Annotated in this window: 12 protein-coding genes; 7 read left to right on the forward strand and 5 right to left on the reverse strand. The window is 44.7% G+C overall.

Annotated elements, in window-relative coordinates:
• Window positions 1-4: 4 nt before the first annotated feature.
• From EFB00_RS06310 to gor, 4 genes are all read left to right on the forward strand, one after another.
• Window positions 5-2,491, forward strand: coding sequence for an ATP-dependent Clp protease ATP-binding subunit (locus tag EFB00_RS06310; RefSeq protein WP_122646018.1), 2,487 nt, complete (start codon window positions 5-7; stop codon window positions 2,489-2,491).
• 135 nt (window positions 2,492-2,626) lie between these two features.
• A complete protein-coding gene (locus EFB00_RS06315) occupies window positions 2,627-3,550 on the forward strand; it encodes a peptidase U32 family protein (RefSeq protein WP_122646019.1) in 924 nt (307 codons plus the stop codon).
• Between the two features lie 13 nt (window positions 3,551-3,563).
• Window positions 3,564-4,805, forward strand: coding sequence for a peptidase U32 family protein (locus EFB00_RS06320; protein ID WP_122646020.1), 1,242 nt, complete (start codon window positions 3,564-3,566; stop codon window positions 4,803-4,805).
• A gap of 171 nt (window positions 4,806-4,976) precedes the next feature.
• Window positions 4,977-6,320 carry a glutathione-disulfide reductase gene (gene gor, locus EFB00_RS06325; protein WP_122646021.1) on the forward strand — a complete coding sequence of 448 codons (1,344 nt, stop codon included), beginning with the start codon at window positions 4,977-4,979 and terminating at the stop codon, window positions 6,318-6,320.
• 102 nt (window positions 6,321-6,422) lie between these two features.
• Here gor and EFB00_RS06330 read toward each other — a convergent pair whose 3' ends face one another.
• From EFB00_RS06330 to EFB00_RS06345, 4 genes are all read right to left on the reverse strand, one after another.
• The gene (locus EFB00_RS06330) at window positions 6,423-7,409 is read right to left on the reverse strand and encodes a polyprenyl synthetase family protein (RefSeq protein WP_122646022.1); all 987 of its coding nucleotides are present in this window, start codon (window positions 7,407-7,409) and stop codon (window positions 6,423-6,425) included.
• Window positions 7,410-7,430: 21 nt separating this feature from the next.
• Window positions 7,431-7,979 carry a Gx transporter family protein gene (locus EFB00_RS06335; protein ID WP_122646023.1) on the reverse strand — a complete coding sequence of 183 codons (549 nt, stop codon included), beginning with the start codon at window positions 7,977-7,979 and terminating at the stop codon, window positions 7,431-7,433.
• Between the two features lie 15 nt (window positions 7,980-7,994).
• Window positions 7,995-8,411, reverse strand: coding sequence for a NusG domain II-containing protein (locus tag EFB00_RS06340; RefSeq protein ID WP_122646024.1), 417 nt, complete (start codon window positions 8,409-8,411; stop codon window positions 7,995-7,997).
• A gap of 97 nt (window positions 8,412-8,508) precedes the next feature.
• A complete protein-coding gene (locus EFB00_RS06345) occupies window positions 8,509-10,548 on the reverse strand; it encodes an NAD(P)/FAD-dependent oxidoreductase (protein WP_122646025.1) in 2,040 nt (679 codons plus the stop codon).
• 254 nt (window positions 10,549-10,802) lie between these two features.
• On the opposite strand from EFB00_RS06345, the gene pplA reads away from it, so the two are divergent.
• From pplA to menA, 3 genes are all read left to right on the forward strand, one after another.
• Window positions 10,803-11,762: an extracellular electron transfer flavoprotein PplA gene (pplA, locus tag EFB00_RS06350; RefSeq protein ID WP_122646026.1), complete on the forward strand. Its 960-nt coding sequence runs from the start codon at window positions 10,803-10,805 to the stop codon at window positions 11,760-11,762.
• A gap of 343 nt (window positions 11,763-12,105) precedes the next feature.
• Complete coding sequence (locus tag EFB00_RS06355; RefSeq protein ID WP_122646027.1) at window positions 12,106-13,179, forward strand: FAD:protein FMN transferase; 1,074 nt, start codon at window positions 12,106-12,108, stop codon at window positions 13,177-13,179.
• 10 nt (window positions 13,180-13,189) lie between these two features.
• Window positions 13,190-14,149 (forward strand): 1,4-dihydroxy-2-naphthoate polyprenyltransferase, encoded by a 960-nt coding sequence (gene menA / locus EFB00_RS06360; protein ID WP_122646028.1) that lies wholly within the window; start codon window positions 13,190-13,192, stop codon window positions 14,147-14,149.
• A 95-nt stretch (window positions 14,150-14,244) separates the two neighbouring features.
• On the opposite strand, the gene EFB00_RS06365 is transcribed toward menA, so the two are convergent.
• The gene (locus tag EFB00_RS06365; protein ID WP_122646029.1) at window positions 14,245-15,198 is read right to left on the reverse strand and encodes a biotin--[acetyl-CoA-carboxylase] ligase; all 954 of its coding nucleotides are present in this window, start codon (window positions 15,196-15,198) and stop codon (window positions 14,245-14,247) included.
• Between the last annotated feature and the right edge of the window lie 301 nt (window positions 15,199-15,499).

The raw sequence follows: 15,499 nt of genomic DNA on the forward strand, positions 1-15,499 counted from the left end.
TTCCATGGATGAATTATTTACAGAACGAGCAAAAGCGGTATTAGCTATCGCTCAAGAAGAAGCCAAGAATTTTAAGCATCAGTCAGTCGGTTCGGAACATCTCTTGCTGGCGCTGGTGTTGGAACAAGAAGGCATCGCCGGGAAAACATTGCGGGAAATGCATGCCAGTGAAATAGATATCCGTGAAGAGATCGAACATTTAACAGGTTATGGAACAGTTGCTCGTTATCCAGAAGGTGTCTACCTGCCTTATTCTCCGCGGGCGAAACAGATCTTTGCTTATGCGGGAGATGAAGCGAAGCGTTTAGGTGCTCCTCAGATCGGCACGGAGCATTTGTTATTAGGATTATTGCGTGATGAAGAGATCCTAGCTTCACGAATCATGGGAAATCTCGGATTGAGTTTGCCTAAGATGCGTCAAACGTTGAAAAAGAAACTTGGATTGAATGAAAAAAATCAAAACAATGGCAATCGGCGTCGTCAAATGCAAAATAAAGCAGCGCAGACCCAGGGAACTCCGACACTGGATAATCTGGCCCGTGACCTGACGAAGCTTGCTCGCGATAATCGCTTAGATCCTGTAGTTGGTCGTGCCAAAGAAGTCAAACGTCTGATCCAGATCTTGAGCCGCCGCACGAAGAACAATCCCGTGCTGGTAGGAGAACCAGGTGTAGGTAAAACAGCGATCGCTGAAGGTTTGGCTCAACGAATCATCAACGGGGAAGTTCCTGAAGACATGCGGGAAAAACGCTTGATGATGCTGGATATGGGAGCATTGGTCGCCGGTACGAAATACCGCGGTGAATTTGAAGACCGTATGAAAAAAGTCATTGATGAAATCTATCAAGACGGACAGATCATTCTCTTTATCGATGAACTGCATACATTGATCGGAGCAGGAGGCGCTGAAGGTGCCATCGACGCTTCTAATATCTTGAAGCCGGCATTGGCTCGCGGCGAATTGCAAACGATCGGTGCAACGACATTAGATGAATACCAAAAATATATCGAAAAAGATTCTGCTTTAGAGCGGCGTTTTGCTCGAGTCCAAGTAGATGAACCGACACCGGAAGAAGCTGAAGAGATCTTGCGGGGCTTGCGTCCGCGCTATGAAAAACATCATGGTGTTGAGATCTCCGATGATGCGCTGCATGCGGCGGTCCAATTGTCAGTACGTTATATCAACTCCCGACAATTGCCGGACAAAGCCATCGATCTGATGGATGAATCAGCGGCAAAAGTTCGTTTGGACAAAGCCGATGAACCATCAGAGCTGCTTAATCTTAGAGAAGAGATCGCTCGTTTGATGCATGAAAAAGAAAGTGCGATCCAAAATCAAGATTTCGAAACGGCTTCTCGATTGCGCCAACGGGAAAAACGCTTGAGTCAACGTTTAGCTGAGCTTTCATTTGCCGAAACAAAAGAAGCTTCCGGCTTTGCAGACCGCGTGACGGCAGAAGATGTCGCCACAGTAGTTTCCCAATGGACGGGTGTGCCGCTGCAGCAAATGGAAAAGAAAGAAAGCGAACGTCTGTTGGAATTGGAATCGATTCTCCATCAGCGCGTAGTAGGACAAGATGAAGCTGTCAAAGCAGTGGCGCGAGCTATTCGTCGTGCCCGCAGCGGATTGAAAGATCCGAATCGCCCGATCGGTTCATTTATGTTCTTGGGACCTACTGGTGTCGGGAAGACTGAACTGGCAAAGGCATTGGCAGAAGCGATGTTTGGCAGCGAAGATTCATTAGTTCGTGTCGATATGTCCGAATTTATGGAGAAATACAGCACTAGCCGTCTGATCGGTTCACCTCCAGGATATGTAGGTTACGAAGAAGGCGGACAATTGACTGAAAAGATCCGTTCCAAACCTTACTCAGTGATCTTATTGGACGAGGTGGAAAAAGCCCATCCAGATGTTTTCAATATCTTGCTGCAGGTTTTGGATGACGGTCATTTGACTGACTCGAAAGGCCGAAAAGTTGATTTCCGCAATACGATCTTGATCATGACCTCTAATATCGGAGCGACTCAGATCCGTGAAGAAAAAAGTGTCGGCTTCAATGTGACGGATTTGACGAAAGATCACAAAGCGATGCAAAAACGGATCTTGGAAGAATTGAAAAAAGCCTTCCGTCCGGAATTTCTGAATCGGATCGATGAAACAGTGGTCTTCCGCTCATTAGACGAAGCCGAGATCCATAAGATCGTCAAGATCATGAGCAAGCTGATCATCAAACGTCTGGCAGATCAAGAGATTCACTTGAAGATCACGCCAAGCGCTATCGATGTGATCGGCAAAGCCGGTTTTGATCCGGAATATGGTGCACGGCCTATCCGTCGCGCGTTGCAAAAAGAAGTTGAAGATCGACTCAGTGAAGCATTGCTTTCAGGGATGATCCACTTAGGCGATCATGTAACGATCGGTGCGAAAAAAGGCAAGATCACATTGTCTGTCAAAGAACCGAAAGCACCGAAAAAATTACAAAAAGTCTGATCAGCAAAACAGAAGATACTCATCACTCCGGTGGTGGGTATCTTTTTCTTTTTTTCCTATAAGATAACGTCCGTTTGCTACTTGGAAAGTGGAAATTCCTGTGATACTATTATTGAGTTATAAAGGAGGTACATTATGAGTGAATTGATCGCAACAGTGGAATCGCTGGCACAGGCGCAAGCGTTACTGGCTGTTGGTGTAGATACAATCGTTTTCGGGGAAGAAGAGTTTGGTTTGCGCTTGCCGGCTTCTTTCAGCCGTCAAGAACAAAAAGAACTAGTAGATTTGGCTCACGCCGCAGGAAAAAAAGCATCCATCGCAGTAAATGGTATTATGCATCCTGAAAAAATGAAACTGATCCCTGATTATCTGGCTTTCTTGAAATCCATCAATGTGGATCAAATCGTGATCGGCGATCCTGGGATCGTGTTTGTGATGAAAAAAAATCCGGAATTGCAGATCCCTTTCATCTATGATGGGGAAACATTGGTGACCAGTGCCCGTCAAATCAATTTCTGGGCTAAAAGAAATGCTGTGGGCGCTGTTTTAGCACGGGAAGTACCTTTCGGCGAGATGGAGATCATGGCAAAAGAATTAACGATCCCGGTGGAAGTCTTAGTGTACGGTGCTACCTGCATCCATCATTCAAAACGGCCATTATTGCAAAATTACTATAATTATACCCAGCAGGAAGAAGAAACCAACCGTCAGCGGGGACTCTTTTTATCAGAGCCGAAAAAAGACGAGACCCATTATTCCATCTATGAAGACAGTCATGGTACGCATATTTTTGCGGATAACGATGTGGACTTGATGCTGGAATTGGATCAATTAGCGGCTAATCGTTTCCAAACATGGAAATTAGACGGGATCTTCTGTCCGGGAGAGGCCTTTGTAGAGATTGCCAAAGCCTTTCAACAGGCGCGCACACTACTGGAAGCCGGCGAGTGGACAGAAGAAGCCGCGGAGAACTTGAATCAGCAAGTGATCGCCAATCATCCGCAACAACGAGGATTAGACACAGGATTTTATTATGTCGATCCCGATGAGATTAAATAAGAAGGTGTAGAATGTGAGCAAGCAACAATTAAAACGTCCAGAAGTATTGGCACCAGCCGGGACGTTGGAAAAACTCAAAACAGCGATCCATTATGGCGCTGATGCAGTTTATATCGGCGGGAACGCTTATGGTCTTAGAAGCCGAGCCGGCAATTTCAGCTACGAGGAAATGGCAGAAGGTGTCGCCTATGCGAAAGCTCATAACGCGAAAGTTTATGTAGCGGCTAATATGGTGACTCATGAAGGCAATCAAGCCGGTGCCGGCGAATTTTTCCGAGAATTGCGGGATGTAGGGATCTCAGCAGTTATCGTTTCCGATCCGGCATTGATCGAGATCTGCGCCACCGAAGCGCCGGGACTGCCGATCCATTTATCGACACAAGCTTCCGCGACAAATTTCGAGACATTGGAATTTTGGAAGGAAGAAGGATTGGAACGTGTCGTGTTGGCACGGGAAGTTTCGATGGCAGAGGTAGCGGAGATCCGCAAAAATACCGATATCGAGATCGAAGCCTTTATCCATGGCGCGATGTGTATCTCGTATTCCGGTCGTTGTACGCTGTCTAATCATATGTCCATGAGAGATGCCAACCGCGGCGGCTGTTCTCAATCATGCCGTTGGAAATATGATCTGTTCGACATGCCTTTTGGAACAGAGCAGCATCAAAGCTTGACCGACAAAGGCGCAGTGAATGAAGAATTTTCTATGAGTGCAGTGGATATGACTATGATTGAACATATCCCTGATTTGATTCAAAACGGCGTAGACAGCTTGAAGATCGAAGGACGAATGAAATCCATCCATTACGTTTCAACCGTTTCTAATGTTTACAAAGCAGCGATCGACAGCTATATGGAAGATCCGGAAAACTATGTCTGCAAACAAGAATGGATCGACGAATTATGGAAAGTCGCACAGCGGGAATTGGCCACAGGATTTTACTATCAAACACCGACAGAAAATGAACAATTATTCGGCGCACGCCGTAAGATCCCTCAATATAAATTCGTCGGTGAAGTCATGGCCTATGATCCTGAAACTCAGATCGCTACGATCCGTCAGCGGAATCTGTTTTCAGTAGGTGATGAGATCGAATTTTACGGTCCTGGATTCCAACATTTTGAACAACAAGTAACAGTTATGCATAATGAAGAGGGCGAAATGATCGATCGGGCACCAAATCCGATGATGATCGTTACGATGCCAGTGGCACAGCCAGTCAATCCAGGAGATATGATCCGTAAAAGAAAATAATTCAACATGTAAGAAACAAATTTGAAAAAAGAGATATCCGGACGTTAGAGGCTGCGATCCAACAGGTCCTTGTTACAAATGTAACAGGCGCAGCAGGACTATCGTTCGGATATTTTACTAGTTTTGATGGACTTATAGCGCAGAGAAAAACGAAAGTAAGGAGAAACGCACATGAAACAATATGATTATATCGTAATCGGCGGCGGCAGCGGCGGGATCGCATCTGCTAATCGTGCAGGAATGTATGGACAAAAAGTATTGCTGATCGAAGGCAACCAGCTGGGCGGGACTTGTGTCAATGTCGGTTGTGTACCGAAAAAAGTAATGTGGCAAGCCAGCGAAATGCTGGAAATGATTCGGCGGGATGCGCCAAGCTACGGGATCGATGCGGAGATCAAAGAATTTGATTTTGCTGAATTGGTGGCACGGCGGGAAAAATATATCCATTTCTTGCATACAGCCTATCAACGAGGCTTGGACAGCAACCATGTTGAAGTGATCCGCGGATATACTCAGTTTATTGATAAAGAAACAGTAGCAGTCGGCGAAGAACATTTTACAGCGCCGAATATTTTGATCGCAACTGGGGGACGTCCTGGTAAATTGCAGATCCCCGGCGGCGAATACGCGAAAGATTCCAATGACTTTTTCCGTTTGACAGAAAAACCAAAACGCATGGTGGTTCTAGGTGCCGGTTATATCGCTGTTGAATTTTCCGGATTAGCGCAGCAGATGGGGATCGAAGTCGCATGGGCGTATCGCAATGAACGACCTTTACGGGCTTTTGACGAGATGCTGGGACGCAATCTGGTGGAGATGTATAAAGAAGCGGGGATCGAAGTTTATCCGCAATATGTAGCTGAGCGAATTGAAAAAAATGGCGAAGATTACATGGTCTTTTTTGAAAATGGTTCAACGCTTTCTGCTGATTTTGTCCTTTTTGCCGGCGGTCGTATACCGAATACAGACGGATTTGGCTTGGAAAATACCGGAGTAGAACTGGATGAGCGGGGCTTTATCAAAGTCGATCGTTATCAAAACACCACTGCTCAAGGGATCTATGCGGTAGGAGATGTGATCGGCAAGCTGGATTTGACCCCAGTAGCGATCGCAGCCGGGCGCCGTTTGTCCGAGCGTTTGTTCAACGGTAAAGATTTATATTTGGATTATGAAATGGTACCGACTGTCCTCTTTTCTCATCCGCCGATCGCGACCATTGGATTGTCGGAAGAAAAAGCACGGGCACTTTATCCGGAAGAAGAATTGAAGATCTATCGTTCCCGCTTTACACCAATGTATTTTGCATTGAATGAGTATCGTCAAAAATGTGAGATGAAGCTGGTCTGCTTAGGCAAAGAAGAAAAGATTATCGGTCTGCACGGCATCGGTGTCGGTGTCGATGAGATGCTGCAAGGCTTTGCTGTAGCCATCAAGATGGGCGCCACCAAAGCAGATTTTGACAACACGGTTGCGATCCATCCGACTGGCGCGGAAGAATTCGTGACGATGCGCTGAGCAACAGGCATCCAAGATAAAAGAATAGTATAAAAAGACATCCGAACATTGGAAAGACTGCTTTGGCAGCTTCACTGATGTTCGGATGTCTTTTGCTGTTTATTAATTGGTGCGGGCAAGGATCTCACGGGTGAGTTTTTCTAATAGTTGTTTAGTTTGCTGCGGTGTTTCCGGTAATTTTTGGATCGCCCGCAAGGCTTTGTTCGTATATTTTTCGGCTAATTCCTGCGCTTTTTGGACACCTTGGAACTGTTGAACGTATTGATAGACCGCTTGGGTATCAGCGTCTGTCATAGCGTCTTTTTTGGTCAGCAGCGGTTCCAATTGTTGCCGTCCATCTTGTAAAGCATAAAGCAGCGGCAGTGAGTAGACACCTTGCCGAACATCTTCTAAGACAGGCTTGCCGATATGGCTTTCTTCTTGGCTGTAATCCAAGATATCATCGATGATTTGAAAAGCGATCCCGATATTCAAGCCGATCTCAGCGGCGTTTTTGGCGAACTTTTCTGTCGTGCCGCTTTCCAAAGCACCTACGGAACAGCTCAAAGCGAATAATTCAGCGGTTTTACCGGAGATGTTTTCAATGTATTGGTCAATGGACATGTCCATTGCATAGCGGTCATCCATTTGTCCCAATTCACCAGATAAGATTTTGTCCATGCTGCGGGAATTGATCTGCAGACTTCGTAATGAACTGGCGTAATCTGCCATCAGTTTGAAACAGCAGACGAACAGATAATCGCCGGCATATACCGCTACATCATTGCCGAATTCAGCGGCGATCGTTGGCAGATTGCGGCGGATATCAGCCTGATCGACGATATCATCGTGGATCAAAGTCGCGTTGTGGAGCATCTCGATAGACGCGGATAATGCGATCGCTTTTTGCCGGTCTTGTTCTGGCCCGAATTGCGAAAAAAGCAGCTGATAAGCCGGACGCAGTAATTTTCCGCCTGAGTGGATCATTTCTAAGACGGCTTTTTCAACGGATTTGTTTTTGATCTTGACCGTTTTCTCCATTAGAGCCAGCGTATCGATCAGTTCTTTTTTTACTGTTGGATAATCATTCCAAATTGGATGAAGTTTCATGGGTAACTCCTTTTCAAATAACTACTGCCAATGTTGCTTGGTTTTTCTTTCATAATCAGCTTGAAATTTATTCAGCGTTTGGACGCGATGCAACAAGAAATTAGCGGCGATCCCGATAGCGATCCCTGATAAGATCCCTAAAAAAGACAAGACCGGCAGATAAAGCATCACGCTCCAAGACTGAGCGATCCAAGAGGCGGTGACCAGTTGTCCGACATTATGCATAAAACCGCCGGTAGCACTGATACCTACGATACTCACTCGTTTAGGTCCCAATAGTTTCACCAGCAGCATCCCGAAATAGCTGAGCATCGCACCGCTCATGCTGTATAAAAACGTCGAGATCGTTCCGCCTAACAGAGTGGTCAAAATCAGCCGCAGCCAGATCAGCAAAAAGCTGTCTTTTTTCGGCAGCGTGAATAATGCGATGATGGTGATCAGATTGGCCAACCCTAGTTTAGCGCCGGGAGCAAAAGCAAACGGGTAAGGGATCATGTTTTCTACTAAACCGATCACCACGCCTTGAGCGACTAATAACGAGATGAAGATAAGTTTTTGCAAACGACTCATAACAATGACGAAAGATCAATAGATCAGATCGTCAGCTCCACCTCCATCCGCAGCTTTGATCTCAATGACTAATTTATGAGGCAGGCAGACGATCGTTTCGCCATTTTCCGAGGCCCAGCCTCGTCGTACACAAATTTGATCGCCGCAATCGGCTTCGGTGATCCGAATTCGACCGTTATCGACTTCGATCACATTATAATCACCGTCTTCGTTTTCATAACGATACGTGTATTTTTCTCCCTCGTCTAAAGAAAAAGTTTTCTTTTCGACGCCATCGATCCTTAAAACAGCTTCTTTGGCCGCAACGGTCTGACTGCTGTTTTGATTGCTGAAAATCAGCACGGGAATAAAAGAAGCTGCGATCAACAATAAGATGATGATCACGTCCCAAGGCTTCAAACGGCTAGCTTTTATGAACGCTTTGATTTTCACAAGGGCGCTCCTTTCTACTTAATGACCTCCTTATTTTAGCATAGGTCAAAAGAAAGTCCTAGGTTCTGCAACCTAGGACAAGTAAAAGTAGTCAGATTTATTTTTGGCCGTACAGCGATTTCGGCGTGCCGTACCACCATTTGCCTAATGTACGTTGCAACCATGGGATCACCCAACGATCTAAACCGATCGCGCGTCCGGAACCATTCATCAACGCGAATGCGACAGGAATGAACCAGATGTTGACCCAGTAGAACATACCAGACATACAGAAAGTAGCTACTAAAACGATCGTTGTCGCACTAGACAACCAAGTGAACAATCCAGCCATCAACGCTAACGCTAATGCGATCTCGAAGAAGACCATGAATTTTTGGAAGAACATTGCGACATCATTGTTCGGCATGATCGTTTGCATGATTCTGGTGAACCAATCAGGTGATTTTTCGATCACGACCATTGGATCTTCACCGTATGCATAACTTAAACCGAAGTGAGCAGCATGAGCGGCTGCTTCGCCGCCGCCTGACGCTGCGGCACCGCTAGCACCGGCTGCGGCATCAGCAGAGCTGGCAACTGTTGCGGAAGCCCCGCCGACTGCATCAGCGACACTTGAAGCGACTGTGCTGGCACCTGTAGCAGAAGCACCACCGACTGCGTCCGCACCGCTTGAAGCTGTTGCAGCTGCTTCTTTCGCATATTCCCAAGTCCAAGGGAAGACGCTGTTTCCAGTAAACCATGAACCTTCACCAAACCAAGTACTTGGTTTCAACACTTCGCCGTTGCCGACGATTTTTTTGAAGGCTTCCACGAACCAGACTAAACCGTAGAAGATACGTAATGGCACACTCCACAAAACATTGCCGTAACGTGAAGAATGTCCGCGAGTAACGTTGCGGTCGTCTTTGATATGGAAGAATTCATGCATCATGTATTGGAACATGTAATAACCTGAACGGATATCAAAGAAGTATTTCAAGTTGACGATATGTTTCATGACGATCGCTAAAAATCCGCTTAAATGGATTTTGCCGAATAATTCCGCCACGCCCCATTTTGAACCGACAGAAACCATGAAACCTTGATAGTTGCTCTTGAATGTATGTTTTTGGTTATCGCCTTTGACTTGAGAAACGATATTGGCAGCTGCGCAATGTCCAGTCTGTTCAGCAGCTTGGACGATTTGCGGTGTTGGTGTATTTGGATGTTCTTCGTAATATACCAAGTCGCCGATGATATAGATATTTTTGTCTTCATAGCCTTTTGCTTGCATAAATTCGTTAGCAACTAAACGATTGCCTCGAGCTGCTTCCAACCCGAAATCTGCTGCGTCAGATGTACCTTTGACGCCGGCTGTCCAGATCAATGTATACGTTGGGATCGTTGAGCCGTCTTTTAATTTGATATGATCGTGATCAACTTCGACGATCGGTGAGTTCAATACCAACTCAACGTTCTTTTTCTTCATGAAACGTTCAGCTTTTGCTGCATCGTTGCGGTTTAACATGTTCAAGATCGTTGGCATTGCTTCAACGACTTTCAATGTAAATTCGCTTGGGTCTAATTTATAATCTTGTGCTAAGCGATCTTTCCAGTCGATCAGCTCGCCGATCATTTCGATCCCGGTAAAGCCGGAACCACAGACCACAAATGTCAGCATTGCTTTGCGTTTTGCTGCGTCAGGTTCTAACGCTGCTTTGGCAACTGTTGTTTCGATATGTTCACGAATTCTTACAGAATCTTCGAAAGACCATAATGTGAAGCCGTGTTCTTTAACACCAGGTGTGCCGAAGTCGTTAGGTTCGCCCCCCATGCCGATCACGACATAGTCGAAAGGATATGCGCCATTTTTTGTTTGGACGATCTTTTTATCTTTATCGATTCCAGTAACTGTATCAGTGACTAGTTTCACGTTTTTCTTACGTGAGAATAAATGTTGAAGATCATATTGAATTGCTGTTGGTTCCACACGTCCGCCAGCTACTTCATGCAATTCGGTCATCATTGTGTGGTAAGAATGACGATCGATCAAAGTTATCTCGACATCATTGTCTTTTTTCAGCTTTTTCGCCATGTATTTGGTAGCTGAAACTCCTGCATAACCAGCACCGACAACGACAATATTTTTCTTTGCCATTGGTAATCCGCTCCTTAGAAATATTGAATTATGATAATTAGTACACAATCTATTACATTATATAGACATCTTACTCATTTGTCTAATTCATTTTGCAAAAAAATGCGGGATTTTCAATCATATCTTGCAAAACACCCATGCTGACACCTTTTGTAAGAAAACGGTTGACTTATTTTTAATATGATTTAAAATGTTAATTGTATCACAATGTTAAGTTTGTGAGCGAACTTATCTAGAGGAAAAGAGGAATAGAGATGAAATCAAGAAAATTTATGGTAGGGGTTACAACGTTGGCTTTCTCAGCATTATTATTGGGAGCGTGCGGTGCTGACAACGCATCAGACGATACAGCAGCGACTACTACAAATACTTCACAAACAGCCGACACTGAAGAATCAGCTGCTACTGAAGAATCAGCTGCTACTGAAGAATCAGCGGCCAAAGTCATTGCAGGAGCACCAATGCAAGACGGTACTTACACATTGAAAGAAAAAAATGACAAAAACGGCTACCATACAGAATTCTCGATCACTGTCAAAGACGGCAAGATCACAGAATCAAACTATGACAACGTGAATGCAGACGGCAAATCGAAAGTAGATGACGCTGACTACAATAAAAATATGAAAGACAAAGCAGGGATCGCACCAGAAGAGTTCATCCCTAAATTCAACGAAGAATTAGTTGCAAAACAAGATCCTTCTGCTATCGAAGTCGTTTCTGGCGCAACTCATTCATTTGATTCTTTCCAAAACTACGCACAACAATTGATCCAAGCAGCGCAAGCAGGCAACACAGATGTGATCGAGATCGATAATGGTGCAGAACTTAAAGACGGCACTTACACATTGAAAGAAAAGAATGATAAAAACGGTTATCATGTTGAATTTTCAATCACTGTCAAAGACGGAAAAGTGACAGAATCAAACTATGACAACGTGAATGCAGACGGCGAATCGAAAAAAGACGATGCTGACTACAATAAAAACATGAAAGACAAAGCAGGGATCGCACCAGAAGAATTCATTCCTAAATTCAACGAAGAATTAGTTGCAGCAATGGGTGAAGAAGAAGGCAGTCCTGCGAACATGGATGTTGTTTCCGGCGCAACTCACAGCTTCCATACTTTCGTTATCTACGCACAACAATTGCTGAATGCCGCTGAAAAAGGCGACACAGCTGTTATCGAAGTTGATAACTTCGTAACTGAATAAAAGCGACTGGCTTAAAAGAGGCTGGGGCATAAGTTCAACGCTAATCAAACTATCCGAATCACAAAATACGCAAGTGCACACGAAGATGCAGTGTGAAGCTGTTATCTAGCAGAAGCGTTCCAGGTGGTTCGGAAAGATTAGCGTGATAGACTTATGTTTCAGGCTTTTTTTTATAAAAAAACAAAAAACTACCGTATAATTTTCTCATTTTCAAGAGGATTCTCTTTAGCTATGCGTGTTTTTTCACATAAAAGGCAGAAGAATGAGAGAGAAGGCTTTTCAACAGTACCAAAAGAAGCTATCATAAGGAGGTCAAAAGCACAGAAATGAAAAGGGGAACGATATGAAGAAACAGATTGGTTTAGTCGGCATCTTATTGATGATGGCACTGATGGTTTTAGGCGCCTGTGGACAGAAAGAAGCGCCCAAGCTGCTGGAGGAACCTTATTATCAGGAAAAATTTCTTTTAGGTACCTATACACGTATCCGGGTTTATGATGAAGGAAAAGAAGAAGCACTGAAACCGGCATTTGCGCGAATCAAAGAACTCGGCGACAAGATCACTATCAATCAAAAAGGATCCGAGATCGACGAACTGAACGCACAGGCGGGGATCAAGCCGGTGAAAGTCTCAAAAGACATTTACTATTTGCTGAAAGAAGCTTATGAATATACGGAAGAAACAGATGAAGCCTTCAATATGGCGATCGGTGCCATCACGCAATTATGGCGGATCGGATTTGACGATGCCCGCAAACCGTCTCAAGCAGAGATCGATGAGGCATTGAAACACATCGATTATCGCAAGATCGAATTCAATGATAAGGATCAGACAGTCTTTCTAAAAGAAAAAGGCATGATCGTCGATCTGGGAGCGATCGCTAAAGGATATATCACAGATGAAGTCGTTAAAGTCTTGAAAAAAGAAGGCGTGACTTCTGCGATCGTCGATCTTGGGGGTAATGTATATGTCTTAGGTCACAGTCCGCGGGGAGAAAAAACACCTTGGAACATCGGTATCCAAGATCCGAACAAATCACGAGGTTCGATCGTCGGCAGCATCAAAGAAACCAATAAAACGGTGGTAACTTCTGGTATTTATGAACGCTATTTAGAAGTCGATGGAAAGACATATCATCATATTTTCAATTCCAAAACCGGCTATCCTTACGACAATGATATAGCTGGTGTTTCGATCATTACGAATAAATCCATCGATGGCGACGGTTTGTCTACTTCAGTGTTTGCAATGGGAGTCAAAGAAGGGCTGGAATACATTGAAGACATGGACGATGGTACCAACGCGATCTTTATCACTAAAGAAGACAAGGTCTATGTTACAAAAGGGATCCAAAATAATTTCGAATTAGATAAAAATTCTGGTTATACGATGGGTAACCGGGATGAATTGAAGTAGGAGGCGCGGCATGTCGCTGAAAGTATTTTTAGAAGTCGTAGAGATCAAGACGAAAATCGCCAGTCTTTTTCCGTTTTTGATCGGAGTGTTGTTTTCGATCAATTTCTTTCATCAAATTAACGTGCTGAATACAGTATTGTTTTTTATCGGGATGCTGATCTTTGATTTGACGACGACCGCTATCAACAATTATATGGATTTTGAAAAAGCCAAGTCGCAAGAATATAAATTCCAGCAAAATGTCATCGGCAGAGAAGGGCTGAAACCCAGCATGATCCGCAATATGATTCTTGGGATGCTGGCCTTTGTCTTGGTGATGGGGATTCTGTTGACGATCCGCACCGGCTGGCTGTTGTTTGTAATGGGATTTGTCTGCTGCTTTATCGGTGTTTTTTATACCTATGGGCCGGTCCCATTGTCGCGGATGCCGTTAGGAGAAGTCTTCAGCGGTGTTACCATGGGTCTGGGGATCTTTGCAATGGTAGTCTATGTGAATACGATGGATCCAACGATCTTTTACTTATCTTTGCAGTTGGGCAAAGGATCTTTCGCATTGACCGGCAATATCTGGCAGATCTTTGCGATGGTCTGGGCTTCATTGCCGTTGATCTTCACCATCGCCAATATCATGTTAGCCAATAATCTGCGGGATCTGGAGACCGATATCCAAAATCATCGGTACACACTGGTTTATTATATTGGACGAGAAACGGGCATTCGTTTGTTTTCCGTCTTGATGTATGGCTGTTATGCGGTTTTATTGATCGGCGTTTTGGCACGAGTCTTCGATTGGCCAGTCTTGTTGGCTTTATTGACATTTCCGAAGGTCCAAAGTCATTTGCGGGCACATCGCAAGGAATTGCCTCATCCCCACAGCTTCGTTTATTCCTTGAAAAACATGGTGCTCTTTAACAGCGCTTATGCGGCTGGTCTGTTGCTGTCGATTTTCTGGCAGCTTTGGGTAGGCTAATCTTTCAAAAGAAAAAACATCTGAATGTTAGCGACAGTTCCTGCAATCATGGGAACTTTCGACAGCTGACATTCGGATGTTTTTTTGCTTTGGTCTTATTCGATAGCTTGCAGACTGATCTCGCCAGAAGACAACGTAAAGGTCTTTTCAGCTGTCTCTACTACTAATTCGCCGCGGTCAGTGATAGCAGATGCCCGACCACTGTAAGTTTTTCCCTGTTGCGTAAAATGCACGGTTTTTCCTAAAACAAAAGATTTTTCCCGATAAGTCGATAGGTAATCGGAAGCTGGTTGAGACAATAAACGGAAAAAGTTTTCCCAGATGGTATGGATCAGCTGGTTGCGCAAAACAGGAGCAGACGCAGGGAAGATCGAACCGGCTTTTTCTTGAAGTTCCAGCGGAAAGTCAGCGTCAGGGATCGAAAAATTGATTCCCATGCCGATGATCACTTGAGAGATCGTGCCGCTTTCAAAATCACTGGTAGCTTCGGAAAGGATACCGCAAACTTTTTTTCCATCTAAATAAATATCATTGACCCATTTGATCGTTGATGTCTTGCCAGATAGGGCATCGATGGCTTGGCTGACTGCCACTGCCGCCAAGAGCGTGTATTGAGGCAGCTCGGCAAAACTTTGGTTCGGCTGCAGCAACAGGCTCATGTAGATGCCGCCGCCTTTTGGTGCGAAAAAGGGACGACCGAAGCGACCGTGAGCGCCGGATTGAGCATCTGCTACGATCAGTAAAGGGGCAGTCTTACCTTGTGCGGCGGCTGCTTTAGCGTCTTGCATCGTGGATTGAGAATTTTCCAAGATCTCCACCTCTAAAAACGAGAGTGTGCCGCCTTTGATCTCCAGCGGATCCAAAATATCTGATGGCAAGTAACGATAGCCGCTAGCGGCATGTTCGAAACGGTAGCCTTCTTTTTCCAATTCGCGAATGGCTTTCCAGACTGCTGTGCGAGATACTTCCAGCTGCTGCGCCAGTTTTTCTCCAGAGAGGACTGTTTCGGTTTGCTTCAACAATTGCAATACTTTTTGTTTGGTGGTCATCCTCATGTTGATCGCCTTTCTTTGAGCGCTGTCTAGCGCTTTTTTCTTGCTTTCAGTGTAACAAAAACACCAAAGGAGCGCACGAGAATTCTGCAACAGCCGTCGAATATCCCCGAAAATCCATCCTTAGATGAAAGAACAAAGAAGCAGAGAAAATGATTTTCAATGAAAGCTTGACATTCTAATGAAAAGCAGATATAATCATTAGTTGCAAAAACTATCTGACAAACAAGAAAGTAGAAACGAAATATTGTCCGTTTCGGCTTACATAGGCAAAGCAAAAGTAGAAGGTATCAAAAAA

This window comes from Enterococcus mediterraneensis (genome assembly GCF_900604485.1).
GTDB lineage: Bacteria > Bacillota > Bacilli > Lactobacillales > Enterococcaceae > Enterococcus_C > Enterococcus_C mediterraneensis.